The sequence below is a fragment of the Roseobacter sp. EG26 genome, from assembly GCF_049830555.1.
Classification (GTDB): Bacteria; Pseudomonadota; Alphaproteobacteria; order Rhodobacterales; family Rhodobacteraceae; genus Roseobacter.
The window spans coordinates 165859-178195 of the sequence record NZ_JBNBLH010000004.1; the positions used below are offsets into that span (position 1 = coordinate 165859).

The 12337-nt window shown below is 55.7% G+C and carries 15 protein-coding genes, 1 tRNA gene and 1 pseudogene; 9 read left to right on the plus strand and 8 right to left on the minus strand.

Translation table 11 applies throughout. The features are described from left to right. Position 1: 1 nt before the first annotated feature. A complete protein-coding gene (locus tag ACOTTU_RS10900; protein ID WP_425657975.1) occupies positions 2-778 on the plus strand; it encodes a heme ABC transporter ATP-binding protein in 777 nt (258 codons plus the stop codon). A gap of 419 nt (positions 779-1197) precedes the next feature. Here the strand turns inward: ACOTTU_RS10900 and ACOTTU_RS10905 are convergent. Further along, a pseudogene (locus ACOTTU_RS10905) lies at positions 1198-1611 on the minus strand (integrase core domain-containing protein); the annotation flags it as partial. Between the two features lie 388 nt (positions 1612-1999). On the opposite strand from ACOTTU_RS10905, the gene ACOTTU_RS10910 reads away from it, so the two are divergent. From ACOTTU_RS10910 to ACOTTU_RS10925, 4 genes are all read left to right on the plus strand, one after another. Continuing rightward, positions 2000-2398 (plus strand): hypothetical protein, encoded by a 399-nt coding sequence (locus ACOTTU_RS10910; RefSeq protein ID WP_425657977.1) that lies wholly within the window; start codon positions 2000-2002, stop codon positions 2396-2398. 28 nt (positions 2399-2426) lie between these two features. Continuing rightward, positions 2427-2792 carry a hypothetical protein gene (locus ACOTTU_RS10915; RefSeq protein ID WP_425657979.1) on the plus strand — a complete coding sequence of 122 codons (366 nt, stop codon included), beginning with the start codon at positions 2427-2429 and terminating at the stop codon, positions 2790-2792. A gap of 381 nt (positions 2793-3173) precedes the next feature. Further along, complete coding sequence (locus ACOTTU_RS10920) at positions 3174-3518, plus strand: hypothetical protein (protein WP_425657981.1); 345 nt, start codon at positions 3174-3176, stop codon at positions 3516-3518. 330 nt (positions 3519-3848) lie between these two features. After that, positions 3849-4193, plus strand: a complete 345-nt coding sequence (locus ACOTTU_RS10925; RefSeq protein WP_425657983.1) for a hypothetical protein — start codon at positions 3849-3851, stop codon at positions 4191-4193. A 306-nt stretch (positions 4194-4499) separates the two neighbouring features. Here ACOTTU_RS10925 and ACOTTU_RS10930 read toward each other — a convergent pair whose 3' ends face one another. Beyond that, positions 4500-4898 (minus strand): hypothetical protein, encoded by a 399-nt coding sequence (locus ACOTTU_RS10930; RefSeq protein WP_425657985.1) that lies wholly within the window; start codon positions 4896-4898, stop codon positions 4500-4502. A gap of 56 nt (positions 4899-4954) precedes the next feature. On the opposite strand from ACOTTU_RS10930, the gene ACOTTU_RS10935 reads away from it, so the two are divergent. After that, positions 4955-5635 carry a tyrosine-type recombinase/integrase gene (locus ACOTTU_RS10935; RefSeq protein WP_425657987.1) on the plus strand — a complete coding sequence of 227 codons (681 nt, stop codon included), beginning with the start codon at positions 4955-4957 and terminating at the stop codon, positions 5633-5635. A 48-nt stretch (positions 5636-5683) separates the two neighbouring features. Here the strand turns inward: ACOTTU_RS10935 and ACOTTU_RS10940 are convergent. The 4 genes from ACOTTU_RS10940 to ACOTTU_RS10955 form a co-directional block, all read right to left on the minus strand. Beyond that, a tRNA-Arg gene (locus tag ACOTTU_RS10940) sits at positions 5684-5760 on the minus strand. 130 nt (positions 5761-5890) lie between these two features. Further along, on the minus strand, positions 5891-7318 hold the full coding sequence (locus tag ACOTTU_RS10945) for a sensor histidine kinase (RefSeq protein ID WP_425657989.1): 1428 nt from the start codon (positions 7316-7318) through the stop codon (positions 5891-5893). Between the two features lie 14 nt (positions 7319-7332). Beyond that, complete coding sequence (locus ACOTTU_RS10950) at positions 7333-8751, minus strand: dihydrolipoyl dehydrogenase family protein (protein WP_425657991.1); 1419 nt, start codon at positions 8749-8751, stop codon at positions 7333-7335. Continuing rightward, positions 8748-9476 carry a TVP38/TMEM64 family protein gene (locus ACOTTU_RS10955; RefSeq protein WP_425658355.1) on the minus strand — a complete coding sequence of 243 codons (729 nt, stop codon included), beginning with the start codon at positions 9474-9476 and terminating at the stop codon, positions 8748-8750. The genes ACOTTU_RS10950 and ACOTTU_RS10955 overlap by 4 nt, the downstream gene beginning before the upstream one ends. Positions 9477-9793: 317 nt before the next feature. Here ACOTTU_RS10955 and rpmH point away from each other — a divergent pair, with 317 nt between their 5' ends. The 3 genes from rpmH to yidD are packed head-to-tail and all read left to right on the plus strand — an operon-like array spanning position 9794 to position 10593. Further along, positions 9794-9928, plus strand: a complete 135-nt coding sequence (rpmH, locus tag ACOTTU_RS10960; RefSeq protein ID WP_037911188.1) for a 50S ribosomal protein L34 — start codon at positions 9794-9796, stop codon at positions 9926-9928. A gap of 24 nt (positions 9929-9952) precedes the next feature. Further along, positions 9953-10366, plus strand: coding sequence for a ribonuclease P protein component (rnpA, locus tag ACOTTU_RS10965; protein ID WP_425657994.1), 414 nt, complete (start codon positions 9953-9955; stop codon positions 10364-10366). Beyond that, entirely contained in the window at positions 10363-10593 is a 231-nt protein-coding gene (gene yidD / locus ACOTTU_RS10970; RefSeq protein WP_298919190.1) for a membrane protein insertion efficiency factor YidD, read from the plus strand. The genes rnpA and yidD overlap by 4 nt, the downstream gene beginning before the upstream one ends. A gap of 6 nt (positions 10594-10599) precedes the next feature. Here yidD and ACOTTU_RS10975 read toward each other — a convergent pair whose 3' ends face one another. Continuing rightward, positions 10600-11127: a DUF3833 domain-containing protein gene (locus tag ACOTTU_RS10975; RefSeq protein ID WP_425657996.1), complete on the minus strand. Its 528-nt coding sequence runs from the start codon at positions 11125-11127 to the stop codon at positions 10600-10602. Positions 11128-11249: 122 nt separating this feature from the next. Continuing rightward, the gene (ttcA, locus tag ACOTTU_RS10980; RefSeq protein WP_425657998.1) at positions 11250-12143 is read right to left on the minus strand and encodes a tRNA 2-thiocytidine(32) synthetase TtcA; all 894 of its coding nucleotides are present in this window, start codon (positions 12141-12143) and stop codon (positions 11250-11252) included. Positions 12144-12337: the final 194 nt, after the last annotated feature.

A 12337-nucleotide genomic window follows, 5' to 3' on the forward strand; every position in this document is an offset into this window, starting at 1 on the left:
GATGATTTCTGCGCGTAATATCACACTGCGATATGGCAACCGGACCGTGTTGGAGGAATTAGACTTTTCCGCCAAACCCGGCGCGTTGACCGCAATCGTCGGTCCAAATGGGTCCGGCAAAACAACCCTGCTCAAGGCCCTGACGGGCGAAGTGCCCTTTGACGGGGACGTTGTTGTCGAAGGGTTGAACATAGCGACAACTCCTGCATGGAAATTGGCGATGACGCGCGCAGTGTTGCCGCAATCGACGTCGATGTCATTTCCATTTCAGGCGATTGAAGTGGTGCGATTGGGGCTGCAACGTTCGGTTTCTCACGATGAAACCTTGCCACAGCGAGCGTTGTCAAAGGTGGGTCTTGATGGCTATGGGTCGCGCTTTTACCAGGAGTTATCGGGGGGCGAGCAGCAACGCGCGCAACTGGCCCGCGTGCTTTGTCAGGTGTGGGAGCCGGTGTTAGACGGTGCGCCACGGTGGCTGTTTCTGGACGAACCCGTCTCAAGCCTGGATATTGGACATCAGTTGCAGGTGATGACCATCGCGCGAAACTATGCCGACGCTGGCGGAGGCGTCATCGCAGTGATGCATGATCTGAACCTGTCGGCGATGTTTGCCGATGAGATTATATTGATGAAAGCCGGTCGCATCATTTCCAGCGGAGCGGCGGATCAGGCATTGACCAATGACACCCTGTCTTATGCCTACGGATGCCCCGTACAAACGCGTACCGTCCCGCAAAACACGGGCTGGTTCTTTTTGCCTCAAGGGGCCGGCGCGTAGGGTATCCTCTTTTCTCGGCCCAAAGCGGTCGCTGCCGATGTCGTCAAGCGCCGCGATGCAGCGTTCCCAGACCGGACTTTCGCTGCGGTTGCTTCTGATGTGGAGCACAACTATACAACATTTGGGATTTTATCAGCGGTCTAAACCGGCAGTGCGCAGTCCTTCAATCACACGTTGACGATCCTGATCCCGCCTGAAAGGCGCTGCGTTACTCAGGAACTGAAGAGAGAATTCAGGGTTGACCTGCAATGCGCTCTTCAAAGCCAGCTTCGCTTCGTGCGTTCGATCCATATCCTCCAGAACGGCGGCGCGGAGCAGATGTGCTCAGAAGTAGTCCAGATTACGTGTCCGTCGTCAGGGATTTTGGGACAGATGGCTGCCTGAACTAAGAGAGGGACTAGCTCATCTGGTTGGTTTGATTATGCGGCGGATTTGCGGTGAAGCAAGCGTCGCGTTTCGATGGTCTTCTGTTTGATCCTTTCTCGTTGTCTCAGAATGGTTTCGCCGCGTCCGAAGTAGATGTCAGCGGGCGTGAGGTTTTGTAGGCTCTCATGATAGCGTCGATGGTTGTAGTGCTCGACGAAGGCGTCGATCTGCTGCCTGAGATCGCCCGGCAGATAGTAATTTTCCAGCAGGATGCGGTTCTTCAGGGTCTGATGCCAGCGCTCAATCTTGCCCTGAGTCTGCGGGTGATACGGTGCGCCTCGGACATGGTCCATCTGCTGATGTTCCAGCCAATCAGCCAACTCGCCCGAGATGTACCTCGACCCGTTGTCGCTGAGCAGGCGTGGCTTGTGCAGGACCGTCGCCTGATCACAACCCGAATGCGGCAGTTGAAAATGCTCTGCATCAACAACGATGGCATCTGGGCTGTGCCGGAAAACCCAACCGATTACAGCCCCGTCCTGTACGAAATTCAACTCTTTGGCGTTCCGGCTATTGCTGACAACCCGGATCAACTCCCGGCCAACTGGTGCCGCGCGGCGCGCAACATGCTCCAAGGCATGGCAGACGCCGCCTGATTTCTCCCGGTCGCCCACACCAACATCAAATACCCCCGTGTTCTGGGGTGGGTGGCTCAACTGCCGGGGATGCACTTCCTCCCGTATCCCCGGCCTTTTCTTCCCCTACGGGCTGACAGGCCAGCCCAAGCCGGGGCGCGCATGGTTACCACGCTTCCTAGACCGAAGTGCCATGCGCGCCCAAACGAAAGGAACGTCAATGCCCGCACGCAAATACACCGAAGCTGAACGAAATACAGTCGCGGAATTGCGCGAACAGGGTCTTGCGCTTTCTGCGATATCGGCACGAACAGGTATGACCCTTTCAAGCGTCGCCTACACCTGCCTTCTGAAAGCAGTTGATAGCCCTCAAACTGCCGGTAAGTTGCCAGTCTACAATGGCGCGATGGTCATGAAGCGCGGAAAACATACGGTCCGGCGCTTCACACCTAAAGAAGATAGAAAAATCATTGAAATGGAACTTAGCGGCCATCGCGTGAGTGAAATCGCGGCGGCACTTGGGCGCAAATCAAACTCAGTCAAAGGCAGGATGATGACGCTGGCAAGACGGCAGGAACGCCAATTGAACGGCGCTCAACCAGTCCAGAAATCAGCGTAATCGAAGATTGAAACCGAAGGATCAGACTATGAACTTTAAAGACTTTAGCATACTGAATCGTCGTCGCTGCGAAGCTGTAAAAGGGTTTAATCACCTAGTTTCCGGCTGGTCCCTTTCTGACTGGATTACCGCCGTAACTGGTGAGCTAGGCGAAGCCGCAAACATCGCGAAAAAGCTCAATCGCGTCCGCGACCGTATTCCCGGAAACACCGAGACACCGGACGAACTACGAGCCATGCTGGCAGATGAGATTGCGGACACGTTCATCTATCTGGACCTGCTCGCGCAGTCCGAAGGCATCGACCTTCAAGACGCAGTGGTCTCCAAGTTTCGTCGCACTTCTGAGAAGATCGGATACGGCACAACCATGCTCGGCCGAACTACTGGCGGATAGAAGGATCGAACCGATGGGTGAAAGAGGAATTGGAACCACCCAGCGTCATCTAGCCGAATGCATAAAGTCGGCGCGTTCTGGAGTTTCAATTCTTTTTGTCGTCGGTAGCGCACGTCAAATCCGGTATGTGTTTGAGCTTTGTAGCCATACTTTGCGGGCCGACGAAGTGGGACCCGCGAGGCTAAACTATAGGCCTGGTGTGATCCAATTTACCAGCGTGAATTCTGAACCTGAACGCTACTTTGGGTGGCGCGGTAAGATCGAGTTCGATCATGCAGCATTCTATCGCCATGGTGCATTTCATGCGGAGCGAAAATGGCGAGAGTTGGCGCATGTGTGCGGTTTGCGCTTAGGCGTGGTTCAAAAATGAAGGAGGAAATTTTGAGTAAAGTTGACTCTAAGTCTTGGTTGATCGCTAGCGTTGATCGGATGCGCAAGGCTGAACTAGAAGTCTTGGTCGCCTCCCTTCCCGGCGACCTTTCTCCTTTTCCAAGGCGCGCGCTAAAGACATGCGACGCGATGCGTGCCTTCATCACACTCGCGAGACGTTTCTACTATCAAGACCTCGAATTGAAGCCTCAAATTCGGACGCTACAGAAACAAGACAATTCAAACGTTAACGCGAACCGCGAACCCATCAATAAACCTACAATACCTATCTGTGAGACAAATGCAGATCAGGCCAATGATTGGCTTTGCGGTTCCGCAATGAAGGAGTCATTATGACCTGCTGTAGAAATCAATTAAATCGTGGCGAATATCAGGGTGTCAGAGGCCCGGTTGTGTACTGCAAGAAATGTGGTCGCACCGGTAAAGCAGTCACCGAGGCATAATCCAGATGCCCGACAAGTTCTTGCATGGAAATGGTATTGATTGCCCGTGTTGCCATCTGCGGCGGCGGTTAGGTAAGCGAGGCTCAAATTTAACGATCCGCCCACACTGCGGTCAGTGTGAAGGAACCGGGCGCATTGCCGTGAGCGTCGTTGTGATCACCGCTAACGCTGCGAGAGACGCCAAACAGCACCATTGGGAAGAACTGGCACCGGAGGGGCTTGCATGACTCATGCAAGCCCAGAACTTGCCCCATCGCGCGCAAGGGGGCGTGTCAGGCACCAAGGCGAGGTGGATCGTGTCCCGGCCCTGCGTCCCCGTCGCTGTGATTACTGCGCTCAACCGCTCGGAGACGTCGCCAAAGCGCGGCACGCCCGGTTCTGTTCCGCCGATTGCCGCAAAGCATGGTGGACGGTCGCACGCAATCGCGGTGCGCAGCTTTATCAACTGCTGATGATCTGGCGATTGAACCGGGGCCGCAAGGCAACGCGCGGGGCGGGGATGATTGGGCGCATCAGTTCAATGATTGATAGTTGGGTCCGCTCGGACAGATTTGGAGGTGGCGAATGATGGAGCCAAAGCATCCGACTTGGAGCGGGACTTGCGCATTAAAATTGCGGAAGAGATCACCAGAAGTTTGGAATTCTCGCGCCTTACCAGATGGTGCAGGACTTTATTAAGCGGGGGCCGCACAATGCCTCTGACTAAAGACTTTGCACCCCGCTTGCTGCCAGCACCACAGGCCGCACACTATCTGGGCGTGTCGCATTCCAAGCTGCTGACCCTTTCAATTCCCCGCAGGGAACTAGGTGGTAAACGTGTTTATGACCGCAGCGACCTTGACGCATTCGCCGACGAACTGCCTTATGAGGCTGTTCAAAAGCAGTCATCTGAGGGTGAAGACAGTTGCGACAAAGCAGACCAAGCATTCGGAGTGGTCCGTTGAAAGGCATTCGACGGGTACGACAGGACGGCAAAGTCTATCGCTATCACCGAGCCACGGGCATTCGCCTGCCCGACGACATCCCAGAAACAGATAAGCGATTTTTGGCCGCATACCTTGAAGCGGAAAACTCGCTTGAAGATGGCCTGCCCAAACGAAAGCGTCACACTGCACCAGCAAAACACACGCTTGCATACGGCCTCTGGAAATTTTGCAGGGACGATGACTTTCTGAATTTGAGTGAAGGTTACAAAGATAATCTGCACCGGCACTTTGATGCAATCACCAAACGAGCAGGTAGCGTCCCCGTTGCTCAGATACGCGACGTTCATATTCAGGCTGACATAGAGGATTTGCAACGCAACGCGGCACGTATGCGCCTTAAGGCTTGGCGCGCTCCAATGAAGTTTCTCAAGAGAAAAAGAAAATCGACAAAGACCCTGCGATGCTGGTTGAAATGCCGAAAGCCGGAAAGCCGAACAAGCACAAACCTTGGACGATTGCACACGTCAAAGCCTTCCGAAACCGTTGGCCGATTGACACACAACAACGCCTAGCGTTGGAGATAATGCTATTTTTCGGCGCAAGAATTTGTGATGCGGTGCGCCTTGGGCCGGGTATGGTTGAGGCTGATGGGTGGCTGCGATACACACAAAAGAAGACCGGCGGCGAAGTTGAAGTTCCATTTGATCGCGCATTGCCAGATTTTGCCGACCATGAGGCATATGATCACCTGATCGCAGCGCTGGATAGCCGAACCGAACTACATATGACGTGGCTGGTTACGGCTTACGGTTCTTCTAGATCCGAGAAAGCAGCAAGCAACTGGTTTTCTGAGGCCTGTCGAAAGGCAGGACTAGAAAGTGAAACTAGACGCACAGCGCATGGGCTACGCAGCACATGTTTAGTGCGGATGTCAGAGCGCGGAGCGTCAACGCACCAACTTGGTGCATGGGCAGGTCATGAATCACTAAGCGAGATTGAGGCTTATACGAAGAGTGCAGCTAAGCGCGCCCTGCTCTCTGGGAACGAAAAAGGTACGCAAATTGTTCAGGTCGTAGAATCCTGAACAAAATTGGAAGATAATACTTTGTTTTTATTGAATAAAATTTTTAAGTGGCGGACCGAGGAGGATTCGAACCCCCGACCCCTTGATTCGTAGTCAAGTACTCTATCCAGCTGAGCTATCGGTCCACTAACGCCGGGGTTTAGTTGTGTGTGCTTTTTTATGCAAGCACAATCGGTGGATTTTTTTCAAACTTGGCGCAGACAGCCAAATCCACTTATTTTCGTCCGCCCGTTGCATCAACAACCGAACCGCGTTTCAATCCGCCGCCTGGAATTGCGTCGGGATCGCCTGTCGGGTTGACAAGGTCCCGTCTCCCTTCGGCAGGCATATGCTGAACCGCGTACCTTCGGGACCGGTTTGTGACAGCTCAAGCGTGCCGCCATGGCCGCGCACCAATTCTTCGGAAATGGCGAGACCCAGCCCTGAACCACCTTTGCGGGCACCACCCTGGAAGGGCGTGAACAGATGCTCCTGCGCCTTTGGCGGCAAACCCGGCCCCGTATCCGTGACATCAATCCACCAGGCCTCGGCGTCCTCATATGCCTCAACACAGATTTCACCGGATTGTCCTCCCGTCACCAGCGCTTGCCGGGCGTTTCGGATCAGATTGGCCAGAACCCGGTACAATTGTTCGGGATCAGCGCGCACAGTCATATTTGCCGCGACGTTGCACGAAAAGCTGACATCAGACGACCCTACGGCGAGCCGCTCACTGTCGATGACCTCATCCACAAGTTCTGCCAAGGGGAGCATTGTCAGCGTTGGGCTTGGCTCCTCCGCTTTGCCAAAGGCCAGGGTGCTTTCACACAGGTGAACCGCCCGCGTGATCGATCCGACAAGCTTGGGCGCCATGCGCTTGACCGTCGGGTCTTCGCTCATCTCGATGCGGTCGGTAAAGAGCTGCGCCGAGGTCAGAATGTTTCTCAGATCGTGACTAATCTTGCTGACGGCACTGCCCAGTTGCGCAAGCCGGTCCTTTTGACGCAAAGCCTGCGTCAGGTCGGTTTCAAGCTTTTGCAGCGCTTCCTCAGCCTCGCGCAATTCAGTGACCCCGGCCGACGGCGTGATGATGCGACGGGCATCCTCCGGAGCAGCGGCGTAGTTCTGCATGTGCCCCACGACACCTTTGATCGGTTTGAGCAAAAGCGCGCGCATGGCAAAAAAGAGCAGCAGTGCGGTAACGACGGAAATAACCGCCGAGAGGATCAGAATGCGAATACCGTAGTCGATCATCGCTTCCCGCAGTGGCATGGTTTCCATCGTCACTTCGATCAACAAGCCTGCGTCTCTCACAGGGGCTCCGATCACGCGGATCACTTCGTTTTCAGGCGCGACAAGCCGAACCAATGCATCCCGGATCAACACCACAGCGCTATTGTCGCGCATGTCAAAGGTTTGCGATATCGGCTGCGGCAATTCCGATGCCAGCATCAACTGCCGCACCTGATCCCGCCGCAGCACCACGTTGAACACACCTGCATTTTCGAGAAGTTCGGCTTCAAGCTCGCGGTCGATCATGTCATCCGCCAGCAGCGCCAGCGAGGCAATCTGCGCCCTCTCAAGACGGTTCATCAGATAGTCTTCGCGGAAACGTGCAATGGACGGCACAAAAATCAGAACTTCAGCCAGCATCACGAAGATGGTGGTCAAAACAAGCAGCCGTCCTGAAAGCGAGTTTATCATATCACGCCAAGTTTTCACGGCACGAAGCGTTGAACAAGCCCTACGATCTTTTTGACCATGGGGCTGTCAAAAAGTCGCGGGCTGAAATAGGCCCCGGCGGCACGTTTGTTGACCTCGCCAATCGTGGGGTAAGGGGCAACCATGGCCGCAACCTGGCTCATCTTCATCCTGTTCGCCAAAGCCAGCGCCCATAGATTGATCAGTTCACCTGCCTGATACCCGACAATTGACGCACCCACTGGGCGGCCTTTGACCACCATGACCTTGATAAACCCCTTGGTTTTGCGTTCTGCGATGGCGCGGTCGTTGTGTTCATAAGGAAAGCGCACCACTTCCAGGGCAATCCCATGGTCCCTTTTGGCCTGCGCTTCGGTCAATCCCACCTGCGCCAGTTCGGGATCGGTAAAAGTGACCCAGGGAATATGCGTGGTTTTCGCCTTGGACGGCAGACCGAAAAGCATCGACCTTATGATGACCCCGGCATGGTAGCCCGCCACATGAGTAAATTGCAGCCCACCCGCGACATCACCGATGGCATAGACACGCCGATTCGTCGTGCGCAGACCTGCATCTACCTTGATACCGGACTTTGTCGTCTCTACCCCTGCGGCGCCGAGGTTGAGCTTGCTCGTATTCGTTTTGCGCCCCACTGCCATCAGCAGGTCTGTGCCTTTGATCGCGCGCCCATCTTCAGTGATCACTTCGATAGCGCCCGCTTTGCCCTTCACCTCAGAGGCAACGGTGTCTTCTTCGATGACCACGCCTTCCTGGCGCAAACTGTCGAGAACGACCTGCGCCAGTTCCGGGTCATCTTTGCCCAAAGCTTTCGCACCTTCGATGACGGTAACCTTGCTGCCAAGACGAATGTGAGCCTGCGCCATTTCCAAACCGATCGGTCCGCCGCCCACGATCAGCAGATGCTCTGGTTTTTCCCGGAGATCGAACAAAGTCTCATTCGTTTGATAGGGAACTGTCTCCAGACCCGGGATTTGTGGAACGAGGGGTGAGGACCCGGTCGCGATAACAATACGGCGCGCGGTGATAACCGTATCCCCTGCCTGCACTTGCGTGGGTGAGATGAAATGCCCGAAGGCCCGCATCACCCTGACACCAAGCCCTTCAAACCGTTCCTGACTATCAACCGGTTCAATCTGCGCAATGACACCGGCCACGTAATCCTTGGCCGCGGCGTAGTCAACCTTGCCAGCCGCGCTTGCGACCCCAAATGGCTCTGTCTGGCGCTGATTATAGGCAGCCTTTCCGCTGGCAATCAAAGCCTTGGACGGAACACAGCCATAGTTAAGGCAATCGCCGCCCATCTTGTGCCCCTCGAGCAGCACCACATCGGCGCCCATCTGCGCGGCACCCGCAGCAACAGACAACCCACCGGACCCGGCACCGATGATCAGAATATCGGTTTTGATTTCGTTCACTTGGTCAGATCTTTCTTGCCGGACACAGCTTTGACGAGCACGGGAAGCAATGACAAGGCGCTCAGGCCAAGAATTGGCACGAGGATATGGGGTTCAAAGATAATGCCAAGATCTGGTGTCTCTCCGCGCGCGAAAACCTCCCCCAATCCCGCGCCCACCGAGGAATAGACCAACGATCCAGGAATGATCCCGAGAAAGGTGGAAATCACGAAACGATGCAAAGGCACGGCCAGAAAGGCCGGGATCAGGTTGGCGACAAAAAAGGGCACCGCGGGCACCAGCCGAATGAAAAACAACATGGACCACTGGTTCTCGTCCAACCCGCGCTTGATCTTGTTGATGGCCCCCTGTGACGCATCCATGCGGGCTTTCAAGCGATCTCCCAGACCGTGGCGCGCGGCCAGAAAGATGATCGCAGCCCCCAGCGTGGCGCCGGTCACGCTAAAGAGCGACCCGGCAAAGGTGCCAAACAGAAACCCGCCCGTCAGCGTCGCGATCAGCGCCCCAGGCAATGAAAACCCGACAATGACGACATAGGCCAGCACAAACCCCAGTACGGTCAGCACAAAGTTGGCGTCGCGAAAGGCAATCAGAGCTTCGCGGTTATCGCGCAGCGCGTCAAAGCTGAGATATTCCCTCAGGGTAAACGCCCCGACAGCGGCCGCAGCCAGAATGATCAGCAAAGGCAGGTTGCGCATCAGGCCGGGTTTTGGGTTTTCAGTCATATCTGACATTACTGTTGCCTTTCAGGCGGTGCGTTTCAATTCCCTTGCTAGATGACGCTTTAACGCACGTTGTGATAGAGTTATCACGGGCGCTTGATCAGACGTGACGGATACGGCATCTGCAAGGCAGCATTCTGCGTTTAAATGAAACATGTTGACGAAATACCCGCGACCGGTCCGGAAAATGTTGCAAACTGCCAAAATATGCGCCCGTGGGGTTTGACTTGCCGCGCAGAGGGCATTAGAGCACGGGCTTTGAATGATACCGGACGAGCTGCGATTCCGCGCCTCCGGACAGTGATATTGGAGACGGAGCGATGAAACGCACCTATCAACCCTCGAATCTCGTGCGCAAACGGCGCCACGGTTTCCGCGCGCGCATGGCCACAAAAGCCGGTCGCAAGATCATCAACGCGCGCCGCGCCCAAGGCCGGAAGTCGCTGAGCGCCTAAGCGCCCTTGACAGGTCCACACGACATGACACCGCCGCAAGCTCCCCCGTCAGGCACAGATGCCGAAGGGGATATGCTTTCGGCGGTTTCTTTGCGTCTGAACACTCTCAAAAAACGGGCGGATTTCCAACGTGCCTCGCGCAGTCTGAGGGCTGTAACACCGGGATTTGTCTTGCAGATGCGCAAAAGGCGCGCGAACGACGCCCTTGGCCTGCGTGTGGGCTACACCTGCTCAAAGAAAGTTGGCAATGCCGTGGCGCGCAATCGCGCCAAGAGGCGGCTGCGCGCGGCGGCACAGTGCATCCTGTCGCAACAGGGTCAGAACGGTGTGGATTATGTGCTGGTCGGTCGGCGCGATATCACCGCCACGCTGCCCTTTGATCAACTCTGCACCGACCTGTCTGCTGCGGTGGCCAAGCTGAACCGCAAGGCAACATGAGCCCTTTCGCCCGGATATTGTCCTGGCCGGTACACGGATACCGTCTGATCTTCAGCCCCTGGGTCGGCCATAACTGCCGCTATCAACCGACGTGCAGCGCCTATGCACTGGAAGCACTGGATAAACACGGGGCGGCAAAGGGCGGTTGGATGGCCCTCAGGCGCATATTGCGCTGTCACCCATGGGGTCGTGACGGATACGACCCTGTGCCAGACAAAGACCTTTAAAAGCCTTCACTGCTTTTCAAAGGTGATGATGACTTCCCCAATATCGACGCCGTATTTCTTCACATAGGCGCGGTTGAGGACACGCGTATCACTCAGCTTCCACATCCAGTCGTCAAATCTCAGGCGCACAGTGCCATCGGGGACCGGAAGATCAATAAGATAGCGCCAATTGAAGGTGTCACCGCTTTCCTCGCCGAACGCTTCTCCAATCACACCTGGCGCGGTTCCACGCCAACTATCCGGGCCGGTCTTTTCAAGCGTCCAGACACGCTGTTCCGTGCTTTGGTCTTCGTAAAGGAAGTCTTCGACCAATGTCAGGGTTTTGCCGTCCCAGGTGCCGTTGATTTCGACCTCAAACCGCCGCCGGACGGTTCCAAAGCGGTCCTGAAACTGGCCGAAAGCCACAACGCGGCCGTCAAAGAACGCCTCAAGGTCCAGTTTGCCTTGTGAGAGCTTCGCGTCCTCGATCGACGGTTTGCCCACGCAGCCCGTCAGAAAGGCGGCAAGCACCAGCATCACCAAGGTGCGGATCATCGGGCATCTCCTCATTTAGGAAGAGCTACGCACGGCGATGGCTTTTGGTTCACCATCCCTGCGGACATCTTCAAAACGCTTGTGCCCGCCAGATGGTCTTACGTCACCCTAAGGCACGAGGATCAGGCTTCAGAGACAGCATTGTCTTTGCTGAAATCCGGCACGGCACCGCGCGCCATGAGGGTCTCGTCGTTCAATGCAAGCCCCGCGAAGTCCCAGAGCTTCGGGTCGAGCAAGTGCGAAGGCCGCGCGTTCATCAAAGCCCGGAACATTACCTGCCGACGTCCGGGGCTGTTCTTCTCCCATCCGTCGAGGATTTGTTTGACCTGCTGGCGCTGAAGCCCATCCTGACTTCCACAAAGATCACAAGGGATGATGGGGTAGTTCATCGCTTTCGCAAATCGCTCGCAATCCTTTTCGGCAACATGCGCGAGTGGACGGAACACAAACAAATCGCCTTCTTCATTTACGAGCTTCGGAGGCATTGTTGCGAGCCGACCGCCGTGAAAGAGATTCATCAGAAAGGTTTCCAGGATATCGTCGCGGTGATGGCCCAGCACCACCGCAGAGCACCCTTCCTCGCGCGCGATCCGATAGAGATTACCGCGCCGCAGACGTGAGCAAAGCGCGCAGAAGGTCCGTCCTTCAGGTACTTTGTCCATGACGATAGAATATGTGTCCTGATACTCGATCCGGTGCGGCACGCCCATGTTCTGGAGAAACTCCGGCAAGACCGTCGCGGGGAAACCCGGCTGGCCCTGATCGAGATTGCAGGCCAGAATATCCACCGGCAACAGGCCACGCCACTTCAGCTCGTATAGCGCCGCGAGCAGGGTATAGCTGTCCTTGCCACCAGAAAGACAGACAAGCCAGCGCGCGCCACTCTTTTGTACCATACCGTACTGCTCGACCGCTTCGCGGACATTACGCACAATCCGCTTGCGCAGTTTCCGAAACTCGGTTGTCCGCGGCGCGTTGTTAAAAAGTGGATGTATATCGATAAGATCATGGGGCATGAACCTGTCAATAGGGCAAAGCTTTCTCCTCGAAAAGAGGGCTTGCTGCCCCGGCTGGCAGTTCTTGGCAGGCGGGCCTCTGAACAGAGCAGATTTTCATGGCGCGATGTTGATCGGTGCAGATTTGACAGATGCAAAGCGCGAAGGTGCGACCTTGATTAACCCCGATTTGTAGCGGGCGATACTCACCAACG

What these genes read in the sequence shown, in the direction of transcription:
- ACOTTU_RS10900 (WP_425657975.1), top strand. Translation starts at nt 2, where the DNA reads ATGATTTCTGCGCGTAATATCACACTGCGATATGGCAACCGGACCGTG.
- ACOTTU_RS10910 (WP_425657977.1), top strand. Translation starts at nt 2,000, where the DNA reads ATGCCCGCACGCAAATACACCGAAGCTGAACGAAATACAGTCGCGGAA.
- ACOTTU_RS10915 (WP_425657979.1), top strand. Translation starts at nt 2,427, where the DNA reads ATGAACTTTAAAGACTTTAGCATACTGAATCGTCGTCGCTGCGAAGCT.
- ACOTTU_RS10925 (WP_425657983.1), top strand. Translation starts at nt 3,849, where the DNA reads ATGACTCATGCAAGCCCAGAACTTGCCCCATCGCGCGCAAGGGGGCGT.
- ACOTTU_RS10930 (WP_425657985.1), bottom strand. Translation starts at nt 4,898, where the DNA reads ATGAACGTCGCGTATCTGAGCAACGGGGACGCTACCTGCTCGTTTGGT.
- ACOTTU_RS10945 (WP_425657989.1), bottom strand. Translation starts at nt 7,318, where the DNA reads ATGATAAACTCGCTTTCAGGACGGCTGCTTGTTTTGACCACCATCTTC.
- ACOTTU_RS10955 (WP_425658355.1), bottom strand. Translation starts at nt 9,476, where the DNA reads ATGACTGAAAACCCAAAACCCGGCCTGATGCGCAACCTGCCTTTGCTG.
- rpmH (WP_037911188.1), top strand. Translation starts at nt 9,794, where the DNA reads ATGAAACGCACCTATCAACCCTCGAATCTCGTGCGCAAACGGCGCCAC.
- rnpA (WP_425657994.1), top strand. Translation starts at nt 9,953, where the DNA reads ATGACACCGCCGCAAGCTCCCCCGTCAGGCACAGATGCCGAAGGGGAT.
- yidD (WP_298919190.1), top strand. Translation starts at nt 10,363, where the DNA reads ATGAGCCCTTTCGCCCGGATATTGTCCTGGCCGGTACACGGATACCGT.
- ACOTTU_RS10975 (WP_425657996.1), bottom strand. Translation starts at nt 11,127, where the DNA reads ATGATCCGCACCTTGGTGATGCTGGTGCTTGCCGCCTTTCTGACGGGC.
- ttcA (WP_425657998.1), bottom strand. Translation starts at nt 12,143, where the DNA reads ATGCCCCATGATCTTATCGATATACATCCACTTTTTAACAACGCGCCG.